Here is a 20,880-nt window from a genome sequence, read left to right on the forward strand (position 1 = left end):
CATCAATGGAAATAACAGAACCCTGCTACCTAGATTGTTCAAAGCAGCAGAAAATTAGAATTAGAGATTGATCAGAGCTGAGTAGCTAATTGGAATTGAGAAGCTGACCAAGACAACTGATGCGGTACGTTGTAATTTGGATTGCGACAGCCATTTTACTTTATTGGTGGCGAGCGCTGCACCAACAGAAATCCAGAACAATGCAATCGGGAGAATCAGTGCAACAAATGTACCCATATGCGCCATGTAGATTTGCTGACTGTTCCATGCCACTGCTGGAAAAATAGCTGAGGCAAATAATAACGCTTTAGGATTGAGTAAAGTCGCACACAATAACTCACGCGGGCGAATGGTCGGTTGGTTTAACGCCACTTTCTGATCGGCAGTACGCCATAATTTTACAGCCAGAAAAACAATATAGCCTGCGCTCAATAATTTAAGAAAAGTGGGTAATAAAGGTAGTGTAGTAGAAACTTTGCCGATCAGCATTCCCCATGCACTGATTGCAATGATATAACCAATTGCCTCTGCTGGAATGAGTAATAATGATTTACGCAACCCCACCTGAATACCTGAAGATGCAAGCAGGGTGTTGGTTGGGCCAGGAGTAAGCAAAATGGTGATGACTAAACCAATAAAAAACCATGAAATCATTGAATGACCTCACTAAAAGATGTTTTTACATTAATCCAATTGCTCATCCATAGCAAAATTTTAACTGTAAGCACTTATGACGGCATATTATTTAAGCACATGTTTTATTTATATTTTTATAATTTCAAGTCCACTTTACTCTAAAGTCACTGCATAAAAATTGGTAATTTTAAATAGGTTAAATATAACGTATTGCTTAAATCATGTTTGTAAAACAGCTCTGGTTTATAAAAAAAGACCTCTAAATTTAGAGGTCTTTTACTTTAGAAGATTCGTTTGTCATCTCTTTGGCGTTTAGGCAGCTTTTCCATGTGTTGTATTACAGCTTGGGCAATATTGATATAGCTTTGCGCCGCGCTATCCTGTGCAATCACGCTCGGCTTACCGTTATCTGCATGCTCACGAATTTTAGCATCCAGAGGCAAGCGTCCAAGCAATGGAATATGGTATTGCCCAGATAACTGATCGCCACCTCCTGTACCAAAAATCTGCTCTTCATGTCCACAGTTAGAGCAGATATGGGTGGACATATTTTCAATCACACCCAATACAGGGATGTTCACTTTATTAAATAATTCAATGCCTTTTACCGCATCCATGAGCGCAACATTTTGCGGTGTGGTCACAATGACGGCACCTGTGACTGGAATACGCTGTGCCAACGTAAGTTGAATGTCTCCAGTGCCTGGTGGCATATCAATCACCAACACATCCAGATCAGGCCACAAGGTTTGATTAAACAATTGCATGAGTGCGCCTGTTGCTTTTGGTCCTCGCCAAGCCACTGGGGTATTGTTCGCCCCAATCAGGTGCCCAATCGAAAGTACCGCCATGCCGTAAGCATCCAGTGGAACAAAGTGTTCATTTTCAATCAGGGGGGTTCTACCCGCATTACCCAGCATGGTTGGAATACTTGGGCCATAAATGTCTGCATCCAAGACCCCAACTTTTAAACCCAATTGCTGCAAGGCAAGCGCAAGGTTGACCGTAGTGGTGGATTTACCCACCCCACCTTTACCCGACGATACCAGAATCACATTCTGGATACGTGGATGGGCTGCCACATCGCGTTGCTGCGGCGCAGCTTTTTGAATTGGTGGATTATTCGGATCAGTTTCAGCTTTAGCTGAGGCATCCATGACTGGCGGTAAATTGCTATTTTCCGCTTTAGGCTTGGGTGAGCAGCTATGCGCAGCTTCGCCATGTGCTGCATGTTTTTGCTGGATGATATGAAGATTGAGTTCCTGAATCCCACACTTTTCCAAGGCTTCGGCAAGCTCATCGTGAATCTGTTGTAAATGGTCTTTTTCTTGTGGAAAGGTATTGATGGTCAGTTGTAAAACATGCTCTTGTACGTTGACCTGACTAATACGGTCTTTTAAGCGATTCTCTGAATAGGGCAGGTTATAGTTTTGTAGAACGGTTTGGATGTCATCTTCCTTGACTTCTTGCGCTGGTGAAAAAACAGATTTTAAGGAAGAAAGCCACGACATTTTGTTTACTCCAAAAACAGATCAACATATCACTGAGTTTGGCTAGTTTAGCAGTATTGCAGAATAGACGCTCACATCTACGAAGATAATTGCTCATTTTTTATAGCGTATTTTCTTCTCTCAATATGAACGTCCATGATTTAGAATTTTAGCAACGATTAACCTTTGAGTTTATTTACAGCATCGGTTGCCGCTTTCTTTAAATCATCCAGCTTAGTACTCGCCTGAGCTTTCATTTCATCAAGTTTTGCAGCAGCCTCATCTTTTAACTCAGCAGCTTTTGCCTTTGCATCATCAAGTTTATGGCTGGCCTCTTCCTTAAAGTGATCAAACTTCTCTTTTGCTGCTTGTTGAGTATCGGCTAATTTATCTTTTAGTTCATCCGCCTTGCTTGATAAAGCTGCCTTAGTTTCATCATACTTTTCACTTGCATTGCTCTTTAAGTCATCCAGAGTTTGTTCCCCTTTTTGTTTCAATTCACTCGCTTTGTCTTTTGCCTGCTGCAAGTCAGTTTTGGTTTGCTCATGGTCTTTTGATGCAAAGTTTTTAACATCTTCGACAGTTTCCTGACCTTTTTGTTTAATGTCTTTGCCCACCTCACTGACCTTATCTTTTGCCTGCTGGAAGTCTGCCTTGGTCTGTGCCAAGTCTTTCGCGGCAAAATCTTTTAACTGATCAATTTTGTCATTACTCATGGTGTTATTCCTCTTGTTATGTCGTGAAAGCTACAATTTTTTTCTGGCTATACTTATACAACGTTCTGGCAAAGCGTGGCGAAATTGCTGCAAATTGAAACAATTGGAATACAGTAAGCTTCAAATCATTGCTGATGGATAACTTTTTGAATTTTTGGATATAAAAATCCTATCAATGAATCAAGTCAATTTTAGGCTGGAAACTCTTTTTTGAAGATTTCATATAAAACATGCCAATAACGATGCAGAGACTAAATTCCAAGATCGCATTTTTCTCTCCAGCGATTTGATGCCGTGTTTATTTTCATTTAAATAGACGTACTTTGATTGAAGCCAAAGTGAAGTTTTGATGAAGTTTAAAACTAACATAGGCAGTCTAATCCGATTAAAAAGATTTCACCGATTCCCTTGTGCAAGTCTGTCTTAAGTCATGTAAAATCATCCACCTTGTAAATACGAATGAGAGAACAATATCCGTGCGTAAAATTTTAGTCACCAATGCCCTCCCTTATGCCAATGGTCCAATCCATATGGGACACTTACTCGGTTATATCCAGGCAGATATTTGGGTTCGTGCGATGCGTGCAATGGGTCATGACGTGACTTACGTTTGTGCGGATGATGCTCACGGTACAGCGATCATGTTACGTGCTGAAGCCAATGGCATCAGTCCTGAAGCGCAAATTGCCAATGTTCAGAAAGAACACATTCGTGATTTTGATGGTTTTGGTGTGCATTTCGATCATTATGATTCAACTCATAGCGATGCAAACAAAGCACGTGCATCTGAGATTTATATTAAAAACCGTGAAGCAGGCAATATCGCTGTTCGGCCTGTCACACAATTATTCGATCCTGAAAAAGGCATGTTCTTGTCTGACCGTTTCATTAAAGGCACGTGCCCGAAATGTAAAGCCGAAGATCAATACGGCGATGCTTGCGAAGTCTGCGGTACAACCTATAACGCGACTGAGTTATTAAACCCACGCTCAACTTTGAGTGGTGCGACGCCTGTTGAGAAATCGTCAGATCACTATTTCTTTAAACTTCCGAATTTCTCAGAATACTTACAGAAATGGACGCGTGATCAAGGTCGTTTACCTGTTTCGATTGCCAATAAGCTGGATGAATGGTTCGATGCTGGTTTATCTGATTGGGATATTTCCCGTGATGCACCTTATTTTGGTTTTGAAATTCCAGATGCACCAAACAAATATTTCTATGTTTGGGTAGACGCACCGATTGGTTATATGTCGAGTTTTGAAAACTACATCAAAACTAAACGTCCAGATTTAAGTTTTGATGATTTCTGGAAAAAAGACTCTGACAAAGAAGTCTATCACTTCATTGGTAAAGACATCGTTTACTTCCATGCATTGTTCTGGCCTGCAATGCTTGAAGGTGCGAACTACCGCACGCCATCAGGTTTATTCGTAAATGGCTTCTTAACGGTGAATGGTCAGAAGATGTCAAAGTCTCGTGGTACATTCATTAAAGCTGAGACCTATTTACAGCATTTAAATCCTGAATATTTACGCTATTACTTTGCGTCTAAGCTTTCTGACAAAGTTGAAGATTCAGATTTGAATTTGGATGACTTCGTTCAGAAAGTAAATTCGGACCTGGTTGGTAAAGTAGTGAATATTGCTAGCCGTTGTGCAAAATTCATTAATAGCAATTTCAATAATACTTTATCCAGTACCTGTGCTGAACCTGAGCTGGTTCAAAGCTTTATTGATGCGGGTGATTCGATTGCCAAGGCATACGAGGCACGCGAGTTTTCTGCGGCAGTTCGTGAGATCATGGCACTTGCGGACAAAGCGAATCAATATATTGATGAGAAAAAACCGTGGGCACTTGCAAAACAAGAAGGTCAAGAACAACAAGTTCATGATGTTTGCTCAGTCGGTATTAACTTATTCCGTCAACTTGCGATTTACTTGGCTCCAGTGCTTCCTACACTTGCGGCTCAAGTTCAGGCATTCTTGCAGCTTGAAAGCTTTGATTTTGAATCTCGCAAGCAGATTTTAGTGGCACATGAAATTACTCAATTCCAACCGCTTATGCAGCGTGTGGATCCTAAAGCAGTTGCAGCAATGGTAGATGCGTCTAAAGATTCTTTGGCTGCTGCGGCAGAAGCGCCAAAAGCCGAGAAGAAAAAAGAGAAGAAATCCGAGAAAAAGCCTGAGCCAAAAGTGGGTGAAGCTGAAATTATTGGTATCGAAGATTTTATGAAAATTGATCTTCGTGTGGCAGAAGTTTTAGAAGCAGCAACCGTTGAGGGTTCTGATAAATTACTTCAACTCACTTTAAACGTCGGTGAAGCTGAACCACGCAACGTATTCAGTGGTATTCGTGAGTTTTATCAGCCAGAAGATTTAAAAGGCAAATTAGTGGTGATGGTGGCTAACCTTGCACCGCGTAAAATGCGTTTTGGTATTTCTAACGGCATGGTACTTGCGGCGGGTAATGGTGAAGGTGTTTGGGTGATTTCACCTGAATCTGGGGCTAAAGCGGGTGATAAAGTGTCTTAAGATTTAGATCTGAGATGAGAAAAAACCTCTACTGACATTCTCAATCAAATACATTTACAATGTGGTCAAATTCATTTCTCGTTCGCAAAAAATGTTTGATCACATTGCCTTTCCCATTCCTTATCAAACATTGCAGCTTCCCCAGCCTGTTCAACTGACCATCAAACGCCTTGATCTGATTCATCCCCAGATTTCGGGCAACAAGTTTTTTAAACTGAAATACAACCTCTTGGCAGCACAACAGCAAGGTTTTTCTCAAGTCCTCACTTTTGGTGGTGCATTTTCCAATCATATTGCCGCAACAGCCTTTGCAGCACAGCATTTTGGTTTTCAAAGTATTGGCATGATTCGTGGTGAAGAACTGGCTTCGCAACCATTCAATCCAACGCTACAAACAGCGCAGGATTTAGGGATGCAACTACATTTTCTCAGTCGTTTCGAATATCGTTTACGCCATCAAGCTGAGTATCTACAACAGTTGCAGCAACAATACCCTCAAGCCTTTATTATTCCAGAGGGCGGAAGCAATGCCCTTGCCATTCAAGGGACACAGGAAATCCTCTCCCCTGATGATTTAGAAAATTATGACGTAATTTGTTGTGCTGTGGGTACAGGTGGAACCCTTGCAGGCATTATTGAAAGCAGCTCAGAGCTACAGCATGTTTTAGGCTTTTCTGCATTAAAAGGTGATTTTCTCAAACATGACATTCAACAATGGACTGATAAAAGCAATTGGTCTTTAACTGATGCCTATTGTTGTGGTGGTTATGCCAAAACCACGCTTGAACTGCTGCAATTTATGCAGCAATTTGAACAACAATATGATATCCCCTTGGAACAGGTGTACACCGCTAAAATGATGATGGGACTTCTTGATTTAATCCAGCACAGTCATTTCCCTGCCCACACTCGAATCCTGGTCATTCATACAGGTGGGTTGCAAGGGAAACTCAAAACATACTAAAAGCTGTTTAAATCTTTTATAATTGCCCGCTTTTCGTCTACCGAGTAATACTCATGGTTCATCAGGTTGATGTTATTGTTTTAGGTGCGGGTGCATCAGGCCTGATGTTGGCTGCTGAAGCAGGCAAACGTGGGCGTTCGGTTGTGGTACTGGAAAAGGCCAATAAGATCGGTAAAAAAATTCTGATGTCAGGGGGAGGTAAATGCAACTTTACCAATCTGGATGTTGAGCCCTCCAACTATATTTCCGAAAATCCACATTTCGTGATTTCGGCCCTTAGCCGTTATACCAACTGGGACTTTATTGGCTTGGTCTGTGAATATGGCATTGAATACGAAGAACGCAAGCACGGACAACTGTTTACCCTGAACGGGGCCAAGGAAATTCTGGAAATGTTACTCTCAGAATGTGACAAGGCCAAACAGGTCAAAATTCAAACCCACTGCGAAGTTCAGCAGATAAGATCCCAGACTGATTCAGGTTTTGTCATTGAAACCAGCCAAGGAACTTATCATTGTGAATCACTGGTTGTAGCAACAGGTGGCTTATCCATTCCAACCCTAGGCGGTTCAGGATTTGGCTATGAACTTGCAGAGCAGTTTGGCCATCATGTTTTCCCTACCCGTGCAGGTCTGGTCCCCTTTACCTTTTCAGACCATTTTAAGGAAGTCACGACACGACTAAGCGGCAATGCCCTAGATGCCACCTTAATCAATGACCGCCATCAATTTACCGAGGCCCTGCTATTTACCCATCGTGGTTTAAGTGGCCCAAGCTCATTGCAGCTTTCAAATTACTGGCATGTAGGGGAAAGCTTCAACATTGATTTCTTTCCAGGTCAGGATTTCGTGCAATTTTTTAAGGAAAAGAAAAAAGCACAGCCTAAGGTATTACTGCGTACCCTGTTAAATGAATTCACTGCAAAAAGTATCGTGCTGGAACTACAGCAACTGATTTGGGCGGAGCTAAGTGAGACAGCGATTGGAAATATCAGCGATCTTCAACTTGAACAGATTGCAGCGCAACTGCATGCATTTACAGTGAAGCCATCGGGAACGGAGGGTTATCGTACTGCCGAGGTCACGCTTGGAGGAGTGGATACCAGCGAAGTATCCTCAAAAACAATGGAAAGCAAGAAACAGAAAGGCTTGTATTTTATTGGTGAAGTGCTCGATGTGACAGGTCATCTAGGGGGATATAATTTCCAGTGGGCATGGTCATCTGCCCAAGCCGCAGCCCAGTTTGTCTAGCTGTTTTGCAGTACAGAATAGTGTTTTGCACTACCCTTGAAATATTTTAACTTCGTTCATCTGAAGAGTTTGCTGCCTCTGAGGAAAGTGCCTGCTGAGTATTTTCAATCGGTTTCTCTTTCACTGAACCCGACTTGGCAACCACAAACTTATACGCACTGGCCAAAAAGCCTACAGTGATGCCTGCAATAATAATGGGTGCGAATACACGATTTGGCCTCTTCATTTTATCCTCCTATAGACTTTTTATTTTGGGGCGGTTGATATTTTATAAATGAATTGCGTTGTAGGCTAAAATTTCATCAGACTAGGCATGAAACGTAGGTAATAGCAAATCTATTGGCAAGTTTCATAACGAAGTATGAGGGGATTTTAGCCACTATACAAACAAAACGACCACCCTGCCTAGAGTGGTCGAATTGACCAAAAAAATCAAAGATTATTTTTACTATTCATCCGAATATGGAGGAGTCGGTGGTTTTGGATTCTCTGGATTGATTGGTGTTGGCGCTATCGGATTCACTGGATTGGCTGGCGCAGGAGTTGCTGGACTCACTGGATTGTTTGGCATCATCTCATTTTGACGCAACGGATTTGGCTGTTTTGCCTCAGTTTTTGCTTTATCCAACAGATCACTAAGTAAACGTTCCGCAGGTTGACGACCACCTAGACCAAAAGCCAGAGCAAACGCGACAGCAACTGAACCGAGGGTTAAGCCAAATGCGAGGTTCACAATAGAGTCAGCAATACCCATTGCCCTTAATCCCATCGCAATCACCAAGCCCATAATTAAAATACGAACCAGATTGCCCAACCAGCGTGAGCTATTGTATTCACCACGTTGAATCACATTGGCAACCACATTGGCCAGCCAGAAACCGACAACCAGGATTACTGCACCAAGCAGGATACTGGCACCAAACTGGATAAACATTGCAATCAGCACACTGATCTGTTCCAATCCAAGTCGGTCAGCAGCCTCTGAAACCGCAAACAACATGGTAAAGAACACAATCAAGCAACCGATGATATCTGAAACACGGGTTTTTCCAAGGAAGCGTTGCATATCCAGCTTCATTGGAATTTCATCAACACCCGCTCCTGAAACCAGTTCGGCCACCAAACGTCCAACAAAACGGGAAACTACATACGCCACAATCAAGATCAGACCAGCAGCAATAATTTGTGGAATTGCATACATGATTTGATTGAGCATTGCTGTGGCAGGTTGAGAAATTGCTTCTATACCCAGTGCCTCAAATGCCACAATCAAGGCGGTGATAATAATGATGGCAAAAACAAACGAACCCAGAAATTTGGATACATTGGAGTTCTTAAACAAACCTATTTTTTCTGCCTGTGTCTGTAAGCCAAGGCTGTTACTCAACCCTTCGACAATGCCACGCACAATTTTTGCCAAAATGTAGCCCACAAAAATGATGACGCCCGCAATAAACAGGTTCGGCAAATAAGCAACCGCCTCATTCACCATATTCTGTACAGGAATCAACAGGCCTGTTAGCCCCAGAATAGACAGCACAATCGGCAGGAACAGCAACAACACCAGCCAGTAGAAAATTTCACCAATATTACTGCTGAGTGAGCCTACACCCACCTCATTGCTGAGCTTCTCGTCCATTTCCGTTCTGGCAAGCACATTGGTTAGTCCTGCCTTGACCAGCCCTGCCAATATCCAGCCAATAAAACCGACTGCAACGGCCGCCAGCAGGTTTGGAATAAAGGCCAGAATCCGACCAACCATATTGCTGAATGGATCACTCACGCCACTGATGTTCAGCACATTCAATGCCCCGACAACGGCAAGGATAATCACAAACCAGAAAACCAGTTTGGAAAGCAGGTTTTCAATATTTGGTTTATGACCAGTGGCAGAAGACAATCTATGATTGGTGTTCAGTTTCTGGAGTAACTTTTTCACGCCAGCAGCAACAATCAATGCAATAATCCAACCTAAAAGTAAGATAACAATTGCCGCTAAAATTGGGTGAAACTGGTCCCAATAATACATTGCATCGAATCCTCCTCTGAGGGAGGGATCAGTAAAATATTCATTCATGTGTTGTTATCCTTATGTTGTGTTTTAAAATTAATCAAACCACCCATGATCGCTCTATAACCAAGAACATAACTTATGGATGTCTCAACCTTAATTTTTGTCTATTTTACAATCAATAAACGGCAGCACTAATACAACAAAAAGTCCGCATAATTTTGCAAAAAAGCTCATTGATTCACACCAATGAGCTTTTTCAATTCAACAGGTTTTGGTCTAAAAATAAATGATCTAGGCATCCAAAAGTACCGACTGCATATGAGACAACATTGCCTGTGCAGTTGGATTCGCTGAATGATCCGCGACCATATAAACAAGAAGTGCAATCAGGAAAATCCCCACAATGACCAATATGTAAATGGGTAATTTCCTTTTCTTTGCAACTTCCTCCTGACTTGCCACATGAGGCTGTGGCTTACTAAAATCATGCATGATAGCTAGCCCTCATAATTTTTATTTCTCAGGCTCTTATCTTAGCAACTGCTTATGTTGCATTGTGTGAAAAAGCTTCGCACTATCGTTGTTTCTGTTGCAAAACTCTACTGTTTCTTCCTTATTTTTTGTTTAAAATATACGCGGTTTAGAAAACACTAAAAATAGGCTATACTACGCGCCCTCAATTCCTAAATGTTCTGCTTTATGTCCTACCAACAGCAAAGTGTCTCACTTGATCTAGATACGGATGTAACCCATCAGTGTTTTCTACATTACACACGAGATGAGCATTTGATTGGACTGATTGAGTTCAACAAACCCAGCTATACCCTGAAATGGGGCGATCTTGAATATTTCCGCCGCCGTACCGAAGAACTTTCAGTGATGCCTTTTCCTGAATGCATCAATGCGATGATTGTGGATATCCGCGATGTTCAGGCTTTTCTGGACAATGAGGTTCCGATTCTGCCGTGGCGTTTGCTTGAGGAAGAATGCCCTGTTCGCCTTGTTGTTCCACAGGAACGTCTGGAACACTATGCAGGACTGTTTGAACCCACATGGCTCACCACCGATGTTGATACCGCGATTCAGGAAATCCGTGAATTTATGGATATGTTCGTACACTAAAACATATCCAGTCCACCCAATATTACCAATAATTCTCCACCGCAATATTCCCCTCACCACGGCGGTTCATGGTCAAGCCACGCTGTTTTAATGCTTCCTTGGTATCTTCCACCATTTGTGGATTGCCACACAACATGACATGGCTGCTTGCTGGACTCAATTCTGATCCTGCCGCCTTTTCCAGCTCACCATTTGCAATCAGAACTGGTAAACGGTCATGTAAAGCCGCATTTGGATCACGGGTGATAATTGGAATAAATCTAAAGCCTGAATGCCCCTCACCAAATAGCTTGGCGATTTCCTGAATACGGTCAACATAGGCCAGTTCGGATGCGGTACGAACACTGTAGACCAAATTGATTTGTTGATATTTATTCCAGGTCTCAAAGTCTTGCAGCATTGATAAAAATGGTGCCAAACCCGTTCCCGTTGCCAACAGCCATAAATCCTGTGGTAAAGGCTGCTGATAACGTGCCAGCGTTAAATAGCCATAAGATATTTTTTCAAGATACAGCTCATCACCCACCTTTAAATGTTGCAGGTTTGAGGTAAAAGCCCCATCGGGAACGACAATTGAAAAGAATTCCAGCGTTTCATCAAATGGCGAAGACACCACTGAGTAAGCACGCACCACCAGTTCATCACCAACCATTAAACCAATACGGGCAAACTGCCCTGCAGTAAATTTAAAATGCGCTGGTCGGGTCATGGTGAAGCTAAACAGATTGTGGGCCCAGCGATGTACAGATAAAACCTTTTCTACGCTAAATTTTTCAATTGACATGATTTGAACGTGGCACGAAACAGTGAGCTCATGTTAGCATGATCAGATAATTCATGAATACTTTTAAACTCGAACGGTAAGGCTTTTAACATGCGCATGACATTACGCCAATTGGCTGTTTTCGTGGCGGTCGCTCAAGAGGGAACTGTAACCAAGGCGAGTGATGCTGTCCGACTCACCCAAAGTGCGGCAAGCATGGCCCTGGCCGATTTGGAAGATGGTCTTGGCGCACCGTTATTTGACCGCTTGGGCAAGCGCTTGCAGTTAAATGATCTGGGCCGTTTTTTGTTGCCGCAGGCCCTGGAAATTTTAGGTCGTTGCGAATCGTTTGAACAGGCCGCCAAGGGTGAATTACAAAGTATCGATCTCCGTCTAGGTGCAACCCTGACTATAAGCGACTACCTGATGCCTGACCTTATGGCAGATTTTTTACAACGTCATCCACAGGCACATTTACAGTTACAGGTGGGCAATACCCGTCAAATGATTGAGGCGGTAAACCAGTTTCAGCTTGATCTGGCCCTGATTGAGGGCTCATGCCATTTGCCCCAGTTACAGTGCATCCATTGGCGTGATGATGAACTCGCGGTGTGTTGCGCTCCACAACATCCCTTAACCCAGTTAAACCATCCCCTCACTCCAGCAGACTTTAATGATGTGGAATGGATTTTACGTGAAGAGGGTTCAGGCACACGTGAAGTCTTTGACAACGCTATATTAAAAGACCTACCTGATGCCAACATTCGCCTTACCCTAGGTCACAATGAAGCCATCCTGAAAATTGTTGCCAATGGTCTGGGGATAACCTGTGTATCACGGCTTGCGATTGAACCGCTTCAGGAAAAGGGTCAATTGGTCATTCTGGATACACCTTTCTGGGAACTCACCCGTCCCCTGTTTATGCTGGTACATCGTCAGAAGTATCAGGGACCTGGTTTAAAGGCATTCTTGCAGTTTTGTGAAGATCAGGTTTAAGCCTGATCTTTTTTTACCAACGTGAATCATTTTCACATGGTTCACCATCATTATTTCCATCCATTTGTGTATTTGGACAATTTCTTACAAACCAACGTGCCTCTTCAAGTGATCGCATTTGAGAACAGTGAGTTCGCCCATCACATTGAAAATGATTGGGATTGCTACTTACTGCTTGAGTATTTGCTATTTTTAAGGTTTCCTGTATTACAGGTTGATTTGTCAATTCATTACGATGCAAAAAGTCTTGAATAAAACCATACACAAAATAGCCGATTATGCCAAAAATAATGACTGTAATGATTGTCCCAAAAAAACCACCTGATTCACTCTTTCGTTTAGTTTTTCTTCTTGAATGAGATACGATACGTTTGGGTGTTGTGTTATATGAATTTCGTGATGAGGAATTTACACGTTCCGACGTTGTATGCTGCGAGTTTTGTAAGCCCTCTAAAGCACGCTGACAACTTCTTAAAAAGTCATTTTGATTGGTCAATTGGAAATTTTCATGTACCACTTTATTACGCATAGTGGCTATCCAACGTATATTCTTCACCAGCCCAGCTTCAAGCTGATATTCAATACTACTTAATTTTTCATGCAACCCACGCCCAGTAGCACCAAATTTTTGCTCTAGCAATGCTTCCAAAGTCTTACTTTGAGTAACTACAATATCAATATCACTTTGCATAACGGAAACCCCACTCTTTATTAGATTTTTTAATTGTTCCAGTTTTTAGCATCACATTACCCTAAAAAATTCACAACGTAATATATCAAATTTGACATCATCACAAAAAATAATGCTGCGCTGTTGGACAGCGATAAAGCCAAAGCAAGTATTTTTATTTGCTGATGAGCGATTCATCATGCATTCTCCTAACGCCGAAAGTTTGATAACAATTCTGATGTAATCGATTCATTATGAGCCAATATTTTATTTTTTTTAGTTTTTGCAGGATTCGGATCTACTCGTTCAATTTGTACTGCTTTAAATTTTCCATTATTTTCTAGGGCTACAAATTTTACTTTTTCATTTCGTTTCGGCTCACCTTCCGATGCAGGAAAATCTGAAATATGAAAAAAGATTTCGCCTTCAGCAGTTGCAATAAAACCAAACCCTTTGTCTGGATTATATTGTTTAACTTTTCCCTGATAAAATTCTTTTTTCATGACATTCACCTAATTTTGCAAGTAATGTATTTCAGTATATAAAAAAAGAGACTTTAAATCCTCCCCTGAAAACCATACGGTTGGATTAAGTCTCTGTTTTAAGCATATTTTCAAAAATTAATCTTTTTGAACACTACCAAAAATCTTATCACCCGCATCACCAAGACCTGGAACGATATAGCCATCCTCATTCAAACCTTGGTCAATCGATGCCGTATAGATACGCACATCAGGGTGCGCAGCTTCTACTTTTGCAACACCTTCAGGTGCAGCAACCAAAACCATAACACGTATATCTTTACAACCACTTGCTTTAAGCACATCAATTGCCGCAATAAGTGAATTACCCGTTGCCAGCATTGGATCAATAATCATCGCTAAGCGATTCGCAACATCAGGTACTAATTTTTTATAGTAAGTACGAACTTCTAAAGTCGCCTCATCACGCTCTAAACCCAAGACACTCACTTTGGCACTTGGAATCAAGCTCAGTACGCCTTCAAGCATACCAATTCCAGCACGTAGAATCGGTACAATGGTAATCTTCTTACCTGCGATACGTTGAGTCGAAACTTTACCTGCCCAACCATCAATTTCATGATCGACAACAGGAAGGTCCTTAGTTGCTTCATAAGTCAGTAACATCGTGACTTCTTGCGCCAATTCACGGAAGTTCTTTGTGCTGATGTCTGAACGACGGAGCAGACCAAGTTTATGGCGAATCAACGGATGGCGAATTTCCTGAATAGACACGAGTAAGTACCTAACTAATATTAATCTTTGCCTATTATAAAGCGTTTTTTTACTCTTCAATAAAAAAGCCCCCAATTTTTGGAGGCTTTTTTGTACAAATCAAATCATTATTGTTGCTGAGATAACATGAAATGTAATGGAGAAAGAATCTCTGATTTCAATGCCAAATTGATCATTGGGTCTGGATAGATGCCCAGAATTAGTACAAGTAATGCGGCACCGAGTACCATGATACCACCGACCTTGGTTCCCCAATGTGCATCAGCATCAATACGTGGAACATCTGGCGGTGTCATATACATCACCACCATGACACGTAAGTAGTAGTATAAGCCTATACCACTTCCTACAACGACCATTGCAGCTAAGAACCAATGTTGAGTTGTTACAGCAGCCATTATCACAAGGAATTTACCAATAAAACCTGCAGTTAATGGAATCCCTGCTAATGACAACATCATCACGGTCAATGTTGCAGTCAAGATCGGACGACGCCAGAACAAACCACGGTAGTCTGCAAGACTTTGTGCTTCATCAACGTTGTTATATGGACTAGACATTAACGCAACTGCACCAAATGCACCGATTGTTGTAAATACATAAGTAATCACATAAACCGTTACACTGCCTAAACTTGCATACGTCATACTAATCAAAGCAATCAACAAATAACCAAAGTGTGCAATTGATGAATAACCAAGGATGCGTTTTAAGTTAACTTGACGTACTGCAAGTAAGTTACCGACCAAAATTGATAACACAGCAATAACTGTCAAAACAGTCACTATTGGTTCAACTAAGATTGCACCAGAACTTAATAAGTAACGTACAAATAAACCAATCGTTGCAACTTTGGCAGCCGTTGCCAGGAATGTCGCCATAGGTGCTGGTGCACCCGCATACACATCAGGCGTCCATTTATGGAATGGTGCAAGTGAAAGCTTAAATGCAACAGCAAAGATAATGAGACCTAGACCTAATAGCACCATTGGTTGCTTGATCGCAGTCATCAAAGTTTGAACAGAATCATAGAATGACAATGAACCTGTATACGCATAGATATATGCCATACCCATCAACAACATCGCAGATGCAGTTGCTGAGAGTACAAGATACTTAATTCCCGCTTCTAAAGATTGGCTACGTTGATGCGTGTAAGCCAACATACCATACACAGGAATTGACATTAACTCTAAGCTAATGAAGAAAGCAGCGTAATGAGAACTTGCAACCAATAGCATTGCACCTGCTACAGAACAAAGTAACAAGATATAAAGTTCTTCACGATTATCTTTATACGTTTCAATGTAGGCATGTGAAAGTGTGCTACAAGCCAAAGCAGCAATCAAAATCAGGAATTGGTAGAGCATGGTAAATGAATCAACCATAAACATGCCCATCACGTTCGCAGGGACAAAGTGCCCGCTAAACATGGTATATGCAATTAGAATTACAGAAAGGTTTAGACCCACAACTGTCGTTGTTGCAATCAGATTATGATTACGTTTAATCGCAATCAATAACATCACAACAACTGCAGTCAATGCCACAATCATCGCTGGGGCAAGTGGCATAAGCTCAGAAAAAGAAAGTGTGAAGTTCATGGTTTATCGCATCTCCACTTGTTCAAGTTGAGTCGCAGTCTGTTGAACAGTTTCGACAACTTCTTGTACTGGCATATAACTATTGACTAACCACTGCATACTTGAATGTGACATATCCAAGAATGTCTGTGGGTAAAGTCCTAACCAAAGTAAACCAATCACACAGATCATCAAAATGCTCACTTCACGTAATGACAAATCTTTCAGTGGGCTCGTATAGTGTTGCTTTTGTTCAGCATTTGGTTCGCCGAAAAGTGCTTTGTGAATCAGAATCAGACCGTAAAGACCTGCAAATACTAAACTTACTGCAGCAATGATGGTAAAGGCTGGAAAAGCTTTAAATGAACCCATAAGAATCAGGAATTCACCAATAAAGTTACCTAGACCTGGTACACCGACAAGCGCTGCAACAAAGAACATCAGGAAGAATGGCAAGTATTGCAGTTGGCCACGAAGACCACCCATTAAACGTAAATCACGGGTATGTAAACGTTCATAGACCTGACCAGACATAATGAACAATGCAGCAGATGACAAGCCATGTGCCAACATCATGATCATCAGACCTTGGAAAGTCAGAATATTACCTGCATAGATTGCAAGTAAAATGAAACCCATGTGTGAAATAGACGTATACGCAAGCAGACGTTTCATGTCTGTTTGTTGGTAGGCTAAGAATGCACCGTAGAAAATACCAATCAGACCCAAAATGATTGCAATATCAGCAAACTGTGCTGATGCTGCTGGGAAGAATGGAATCACAAAACGAAGCAGACCATACGCTGCGGTTTTAATCAAAATACCCGCCAAGTCCACAGAACCCGCTGTTGGTGCTTGTGCATGCGCATCAGGTAACCAACCGTGTAATGGGAATACTGGTAATTTCACCGCAAAACCAATGAAGAAACACAGCATGAATGCATAGGCAACTTCAGGCGGCAAGTGGTTCGCAACAGCCAATAAATAGTTGTAATCGAAACCAATCATACCTGTCATCATGTATCCATAGACCACCAAGCCTAAGATACCGATCAACATGATCAAGCCAGCAATTTGCGTATACAGGAAGAACTTGGTTGCAGCGTAAACACGTGAACGACCATTCGAACCTGAATGTCCCCATAACGCAATCAAGAAATAGACTGGTACAAGCATCATCTCCCAGAAGAAGAAGAACAAGAATAAGTCAATTGCAAGGAATACACCGATGACCCCACCTAAACTCCAAAGGAGGTTTAAGTGGAAGAAACCAACATTCTTTTGAATTTCACCCCATGAACAACCAACAGCAATCACACCTAGTAATGCAGTCAGTAAAACCATGAGTAAAGATAAGCCATCCACAGCCAAGTGAATACTAATCCCTAAAGTCTGAATCCATGGAAGATGGAATTCAGCTGCCCAGGTTGGAACCTTTCCGCCCAACTCATAGCTATATGTACCAGTTTGCCATAGTGCAATACCCAAACCAAAGGTAATGAGCATACCAATCAAGGCAATCCAGCGTGGCAAATGTTGGTCAAATTTATCAACCAACCAACAAATAAAACCAGCAATGAAAGGAACTAAAATCAGTGCGGGTAAAATTAAATTATTTTCCATTTTATTTCCCCACAACCTGAATCACGATCAAGATCATCAATAATACCACTACACCGAGTGACATACTTGATGCGTATTCACGCAATGAACCTGTTTGACGCGAACTTGTAAAGCTATTCCCACCTTTCACAAGTGCAGGTAGCACTAACCATAAACCATCAATTGGATCACGACCTAAGATTTTCGCAATCAATAAATATGGTTTTACAAAAACGATGTCATACAAAGCATCAAAACCAAATGCGGTACGGCAAATATGTGCTAAACCAGAACCCAAAGATGTTTGAGCAAATGATTTAACCGCACCATACGCAAAGGCAAATAAGAAAATACCAACAACCAAACCAACAAGGGCAACACCACTTGCTAAATGTTCTGCATGTGCAACCGCTTCTTCTAAAGCTTCAGGAACAACAAAGCTTGGAATACTTGCAGCAGTCAATAATTTTGCAACAGGTGCTTGCAAGAAATAACCAACACCTGTTGATAAGGTCGCAAGAATTGCAAGCGGTGCCCAGTAAGTCACACCATGAATGGCATGTGCATGGGTTTTTTCTTCGCCAAAGAATACCACCCAGATTAAACGGAACGTATAGATAGACGTTAAGAATGCACCCGCTACACCCACCCAATACAACGTATTATAAAGTGGAAGGTTTGCGATCGTAGACTGTGCATATACTGCACCTAAGATGGCATCTTTAGAGAAGAAGCCAACTGTTACGATTGGAAGTGCAGCTAACGCACCACCACCGATGACGAAACACCAGAATACAAATGGAATCTTTTTACGTAATCCACCCATTTTGAAAATGTTTTGTTCGTGATGACATGCAAGAATTACGGCACCCGAAGAAAGGAACAATAACGCTTTGAAGAATGCGTGAGCAAGCATATGGAACAAACCAGCTTGATACGCCTCAGCACCCACCGCCATAAACATATAACCGAGCTGACTCATAGTTGAGTAAGCCAAAATACGTTTGATATCGGTTTGAACCAATGCGGCAAAACCAGCTACAAGTAAGGTTACTGCACCTGTAATCGAGATGAACTGCATTACTTCTGGTGCCATTTCCATCACAGAGAACATACGGCAACATAAGTACACACCCGCTGTCACCATCGTTGCAGCGTGGATCAATGCAGATACTGGCGTAGGACCAGCCATCGCATCAGCTAACCAAGTTTGTAATGGAATTTGCGCTGATTTACCTGCTGCACCTAAGAACAACATCAATGCTGTCCAAATCGACAATGATGAGCTTTGCGTCATCACAGTCGCTGCATGCTCAACAATGTACTGTGTATTCAACGTACCAAACTGTTGATAGAGCAAGAACAATGCGATGAGTAAGAAAACATCACCCACACGGGTTACGGTGAATGCTTTGATTGCTGCCCAACCATTTGCAGGGTTTGAGTAGTAGAAACCAATCAAGAGGTATGAACACAGACCTACGCCTTCCCAACCCAAGAACAATAACGCCAAGTTATCGCCGAGTACCAACAACAACATGCTGGCAACGAACAGGTTGAAATAAGAGAAGAAACGTGCGTAATCTTCTTCACCACGCATATACCATGATGCAAAGATGTGAATCAGGAAACCAACACCTGTGATCATACCTGTCATCAATAATGACAAACCATCGAGGTGCAAGCTGATGCCTGGCTCAAAACCGCCAACACTGAACCACGTCCATAAGTGTTGAACAAAAACAGTTTGGCCACTGCTAGTAAATGCAAGGCCTGCGATTAAAGCAAATAAGGCAGATAAACCCACTGAACCGACACCAATAATGGCAGCGACATTTTCAGACAGTTTGTTACGCCCTGCCGCTAACAGGATAAAACCAATGAGCGGGAATAAAACGGTTAAATATAATGTACTCATCCGCGCATCTCACTAGCAGCATCCACATCCAAGTGATGGAAGCGATGATAAAACTGAAGGACGATCGCAAGACCAATACACGCCTCGGCAGCAGCAAGCGTTAGGATCAAAATGAACATCACTTGTCCATCTGGTTGAGCCCAAACACTACCTGCCAAAACAAATGCCAATGCAGCAGCATTCATCATGACTTCAAGGCTCATTAGCATAAATAATAGGTTGCGTCGCACCATTACACCGTAAAAACCGAGTGCAAAAAGGATGGTTGCAACAATCAAACCATGTTCTAAAGGGATGTGTCCCATTATTCTTTATCCTCTTCTGCACTTGGTTCACGTTTGCCAAGGTGATATGCAGCAACTAAGGCTGCAAGCAATAACATCGCGGCAACTTCTACCAATAATAGATAATGCGTAAATAATGCTTGACCGACTGCTTTAGGACCTACAATTTCTGTACCTAATGGTGCAGAAATCGTGGTGTATTCTCCACCCAACATCCAAACCAGAACCAAGCCCAATAAGAAACTCATTAATGCAGGATATGCCCATGCATCAGAGGTTAACCATTTACGTTCTTGTTCAATGGTATCTTGTCCAAGGTTCAACATCATGACCACGAAGACGAACAACACCATGATTGCACCAGCATAAACAATAATCTCAAGTGCACCCGCAAAAGGCGCACCTACGATCATGAAAATACCAGCAACAGCAAGTAAAGAAACGATTAAACTTAAAAGAGCATGTACGGGATTCGCATTTGTCACAACACGAATTGTCGATACGATGGCCACAAGTGCCATCAAATAAAATGGCCACATCATGGTAATAAGCTCCGTACATCAACTGGTGCACTTTCTTTTTGTGCTTGACCTTTTTCCTTACCATTTACTGCCATACCAGTGACACGGTAGAAGTTATAGTCAGGATATTTGCCTGGGCCAGAAATCAATAAGTTTTCTTTTTCATAAACCAAGTCTTGGCGTACATATTCAGCAAGTTCAAAATCTGGAGTCATCTGAATTGCAGTTGTAGGACAAGCTTCTTCACACATACCGCAGAAAATGCAGCGTGAAAAGTTAATACGGAAAAATTCTGGATACCAACGTCCATCTTCTTTTTCCGCTTTTTGTAATGAAATACAGCCAACAGGACATGCAACCGCACACAGGTTACATGCCACACAACGCTCTTCACCATCTGGATCACGCGTCAAGATGATACGACCACGAAAGCGTGGAGGCACAATTTGTTCAGCTGGTACTTCTGGATATAAAATCGTGTCACGTTTACGTGTTACATGGCTAAACACCATCCACAACGAACGGACAATCGATCCAAATCCAGCTAGAATTTTATACATT

Annotated in this window: 21 protein-coding genes; 5 read left to right on the forward strand and 16 right to left on the reverse strand. The window is 41.9% G+C overall.

The window, feature by feature from the left end:
- Positions 1–60: 60 nt before the first annotated feature.
- From F988_RS10555 to F988_RS10565, 3 genes are all read right to left on the reverse strand, one after another.
- Positions 61–654, reverse strand: coding sequence for a LysE family translocator (locus F988_RS10555; protein ID WP_004682930.1), 594 nt, complete (start codon positions 652–654; stop codon positions 61–63).
- 263 nt (positions 655–917) lie between these two features.
- Complete coding sequence (gene apbC, locus F988_RS10560) at positions 918–2,147, reverse strand: iron-sulfur cluster carrier protein ApbC (RefSeq protein WP_004682931.1); 1,230 nt, start codon at positions 2,145–2,147, stop codon at positions 918–920.
- A 158-nt stretch (positions 2,148–2,305) separates the two neighbouring features.
- A complete protein-coding gene (locus F988_RS10565; protein ID WP_004682932.1) occupies positions 2,306–2,842 on the reverse strand; it encodes a hypothetical protein in 537 nt (178 codons plus the stop codon).
- A 476-nt stretch (positions 2,843–3,318) separates the two neighbouring features.
- Between F988_RS10565 and metG the strand changes: the two genes are divergently transcribed.
- From metG to F988_RS10580, 3 genes are all read left to right on the forward strand, one after another.
- Complete coding sequence (gene metG / locus F988_RS10570; RefSeq protein WP_004682934.1) at positions 3,319–5,376, forward strand: methionine--tRNA ligase; 2,058 nt, start codon at positions 3,319–3,321, stop codon at positions 5,374–5,376.
- A gap of 91 nt (positions 5,377–5,467) precedes the next feature.
- The gene (locus tag F988_RS10575; RefSeq protein ID WP_004682936.1) at positions 5,468–6,340 is read left to right on the forward strand and encodes a 1-aminocyclopropane-1-carboxylate deaminase/D-cysteine desulfhydrase; all 873 of its coding nucleotides are present in this window, start codon (positions 5,468–5,470) and stop codon (positions 6,338–6,340) included.
- A 53-nt stretch (positions 6,341–6,393) separates the two neighbouring features.
- Positions 6,394–7,590 carry a BaiN/RdsA family NAD(P)/FAD-dependent oxidoreductase gene (locus F988_RS10580; RefSeq protein WP_004682937.1) on the forward strand — a complete coding sequence of 399 codons (1,197 nt, stop codon included), beginning with the start codon at positions 6,394–6,396 and terminating at the stop codon, positions 7,588–7,590.
- A 46-nt stretch (positions 7,591–7,636) separates the two neighbouring features.
- On the opposite strand, the gene F988_RS10585 is transcribed toward F988_RS10580, so the two are convergent.
- From F988_RS10585 to F988_RS10595, 3 genes are all read right to left on the reverse strand, one after another.
- Positions 7,637–7,816 carry a hypothetical protein gene (locus F988_RS10585; RefSeq protein WP_004675071.1) on the reverse strand — a complete coding sequence of 60 codons (180 nt, stop codon included), beginning with the start codon at positions 7,814–7,816 and terminating at the stop codon, positions 7,637–7,639.
- Positions 7,817–8,038: 222 nt separating this feature from the next.
- A complete protein-coding gene (locus F988_RS10590) occupies positions 8,039–9,667 on the reverse strand; it encodes a mechanosensitive ion channel (protein WP_004682939.1) in 1,629 nt (542 codons plus the stop codon).
- A gap of 228 nt (positions 9,668–9,895) precedes the next feature.
- Complete coding sequence (locus F988_RS10595) at positions 9,896–10,096, reverse strand: hypothetical protein (protein ID WP_004682941.1); 201 nt, start codon at positions 10,094–10,096, stop codon at positions 9,896–9,898.
- Positions 10,097–10,303: 207 nt separating this feature from the next.
- Between F988_RS10595 and F988_RS10600 the strand changes: the two genes are divergently transcribed.
- Positions 10,304–10,726, forward strand: coding sequence for a hypothetical protein (locus F988_RS10600; protein ID WP_004682944.1), 423 nt, complete (start codon positions 10,304–10,306; stop codon positions 10,724–10,726).
- Positions 10,727–10,748: 22 nt separating this feature from the next.
- On the opposite strand, the gene F988_RS10605 is transcribed toward F988_RS10600, so the two are convergent.
- Positions 10,749–11,510: a ferredoxin--NADP reductase gene (locus F988_RS10605; RefSeq protein ID WP_004682945.1), complete on the reverse strand. Its 762-nt coding sequence runs from the start codon at positions 11,508–11,510 to the stop codon at positions 10,749–10,751.
- 90 nt (positions 11,511–11,600) lie between these two features.
- On the opposite strand from F988_RS10605, the gene gigC reads away from it, so the two are divergent.
- Complete coding sequence (gigC, locus tag F988_RS10610; protein ID WP_004675077.1) at positions 11,601–12,485, forward strand: LysR family transcriptional regulator GigC; 885 nt, start codon at positions 11,601–11,603, stop codon at positions 12,483–12,485.
- Between the two features lie 13 nt (positions 12,486–12,498).
- On the opposite strand, the gene F988_RS10615 is transcribed toward gigC, so the two are convergent.
- The 9 genes from F988_RS10615 to nuoI form a co-directional block, all read right to left on the reverse strand.
- Positions 12,499–13,176: an excalibur calcium-binding domain-containing protein gene (locus F988_RS10615; RefSeq protein ID WP_004682946.1), complete on the reverse strand. Its 678-nt coding sequence runs from the start codon at positions 13,174–13,176 to the stop codon at positions 12,499–12,501.
- A 188-nt stretch (positions 13,177–13,364) separates the two neighbouring features.
- Positions 13,365–13,658 carry a cold shock domain-containing protein gene (locus F988_RS10620; protein ID WP_004663739.1) on the reverse strand — a complete coding sequence of 98 codons (294 nt, stop codon included), beginning with the start codon at positions 13,656–13,658 and terminating at the stop codon, positions 13,365–13,367.
- Between the two features lie 117 nt (positions 13,659–13,775).
- Positions 13,776–14,411, reverse strand: a complete 636-nt coding sequence (upp, locus tag F988_RS10625) for a uracil phosphoribosyltransferase (protein WP_004663741.1) — start codon at positions 14,409–14,411, stop codon at positions 13,776–13,778.
- A gap of 107 nt (positions 14,412–14,518) precedes the next feature.
- Positions 14,519–16,015: an NADH-quinone oxidoreductase subunit NuoN gene (gene nuoN / locus F988_RS10630; RefSeq protein WP_004682948.1), complete on the reverse strand. Its 1,497-nt coding sequence runs from the start codon at positions 16,013–16,015 to the stop codon at positions 14,519–14,521.
- A 3-nt stretch (positions 16,016–16,018) separates the two neighbouring features.
- Entirely contained in the window at positions 16,019–17,617 is a 1,599-nt protein-coding gene (gene nuoM / locus F988_RS10635) for an NADH-quinone oxidoreductase subunit M (RefSeq protein ID WP_004682949.1), read from the reverse strand.
- Between the two features lies 1 nt (position 17,618).
- Entirely contained in the window at positions 17,619–19,514 is a 1,896-nt protein-coding gene (gene nuoL / locus F988_RS10640; protein ID WP_004663747.1) for an NADH-quinone oxidoreductase subunit L, read from the reverse strand.
- Entirely contained in the window at positions 19,511–19,819 is a 309-nt protein-coding gene (nuoK, locus tag F988_RS10645) for an NADH-quinone oxidoreductase subunit NuoK (RefSeq protein ID WP_004638057.1), read from the reverse strand. The genes nuoL and nuoK overlap by 4 nt, the downstream gene beginning before the upstream one ends.
- A complete protein-coding gene (nuoJ, locus tag F988_RS10650) occupies positions 19,819–20,337 on the reverse strand; it encodes an NADH-quinone oxidoreductase subunit J (RefSeq protein WP_171055684.1) in 519 nt (172 codons plus the stop codon). The genes nuoK and nuoJ overlap by 1 nt, the downstream gene beginning before the upstream one ends.
- Entirely contained in the window at positions 20,337–20,879 is a 543-nt protein-coding gene (nuoI, locus tag F988_RS10655) for an NADH-quinone oxidoreductase subunit NuoI (protein WP_004663751.1), read from the reverse strand. Before nuoI ends, nuoJ begins: the two co-directional genes overlap by 1 nt.
- Position 20,880 lies beyond the last annotated feature (1 nt).

This window comes from Acinetobacter parvus DSM 16617 = CIP 108168 (assembly GCF_000368025.1).
GTDB classification, from domain to species: Bacteria; Pseudomonadota; Gammaproteobacteria; order Pseudomonadales; family Moraxellaceae; genus Acinetobacter; species Acinetobacter parvus.

Bases quoted from the DNA above. Each gene is read 5' to 3' on its own strand.
- nuoL (WP_004663747.1), bottom strand. From the start codon at position 19,514: ATGAGTACATTATATTTAACCGTTTTATTCCCGCTCATTGGTTTTATC.
- nuoK (WP_004638057.1), bottom strand. From the start codon at position 19,819: ATGGGACACATCCCTTTAGAACATGGTTTGATTGTTGCAACCATCCTT.
- apbC (WP_004682931.1), bottom strand. From the start codon at position 2,147: ATGTCGTGGCTTTCTTCCTTAAAATCTGTTTTTTCACCAGCGCAAGAA.
- F988_RS10620 (WP_004663739.1), bottom strand. From the start codon at position 13,658: ATGAAAAAAGAATTTTATCAGGGAAAAGTTAAACAATATAATCCAGAC.
- F988_RS10605 (WP_004682945.1), bottom strand. From the start codon at position 11,510: ATGTCAATTGAAAAATTTAGCGTAGAAAAGGTTTTATCTGTACATCGC.
- nuoJ (WP_171055684.1), bottom strand. From the start codon at position 20,337: ATGTGGCCATTTTATTTGATGGCACTTGTGGCCATCGTATCGACAATT.
- F988_RS10585 (WP_004675071.1), bottom strand. From the start codon at position 7,816: ATGAAGAGGCCAAATCGTGTATTCGCACCCATTATTATTGCAGGCATC.
- F988_RS10600 (WP_004682944.1), top strand. From the start codon at position 10,304: ATGTCCTACCAACAGCAAAGTGTCTCACTTGATCTAGATACGGATGTA.
- gigC (WP_004675077.1), top strand. From the start codon at position 11,601: ATGCGCATGACATTACGCCAATTGGCTGTTTTCGTGGCGGTCGCTCAA.
- F988_RS10595 (WP_004682941.1), bottom strand. From the start codon at position 10,096: ATGCATGATTTTAGTAAGCCACAGCCTCATGTGGCAAGTCAGGAGGAA.
- F988_RS10615 (WP_004682946.1), bottom strand. From the start codon at position 13,176: ATGCAAAGTGATATTGATATTGTAGTTACTCAAAGTAAGACTTTGGAA.
- F988_RS10575 (WP_004682936.1), top strand. From the start codon at position 5,468: ATGTTTGATCACATTGCCTTTCCCATTCCTTATCAAACATTGCAGCTT.
- F988_RS10580 (WP_004682937.1), top strand. From the start codon at position 6,394: ATGGTTCATCAGGTTGATGTTATTGTTTTAGGTGCGGGTGCATCAGGC.
- F988_RS10565 (WP_004682932.1), bottom strand. From the start codon at position 2,842: ATGAGTAATGACAAAATTGATCAGTTAAAAGATTTTGCCGCGAAAGAC.
- F988_RS10555 (WP_004682930.1), bottom strand. From the start codon at position 654: ATGATTTCATGGTTTTTTATTGGTTTAGTCATCACCATTTTGCTTACT.
- nuoN (WP_004682948.1), bottom strand. From the start codon at position 16,015: ATGAACTTCACACTTTCTTTTTCTGAGCTTATGCCACTTGCCCCAGCG.
- nuoM (WP_004682949.1), bottom strand. From the start codon at position 17,617: ATGGAAAATAATTTAATTTTACCCGCACTGATTTTAGTTCCTTTCATT.
- F988_RS10590 (WP_004682939.1), bottom strand. From the start codon at position 9,667: ATGAATGAATATTTTACTGATCCCTCCCTCAGAGGAGGATTCGATGCA.
- nuoI (WP_004663751.1), bottom strand. From the start codon at position 20,879: ATGTATAAAATTCTAGCTGGATTTGGATCGATTGTCCGTTCGTTGTGG.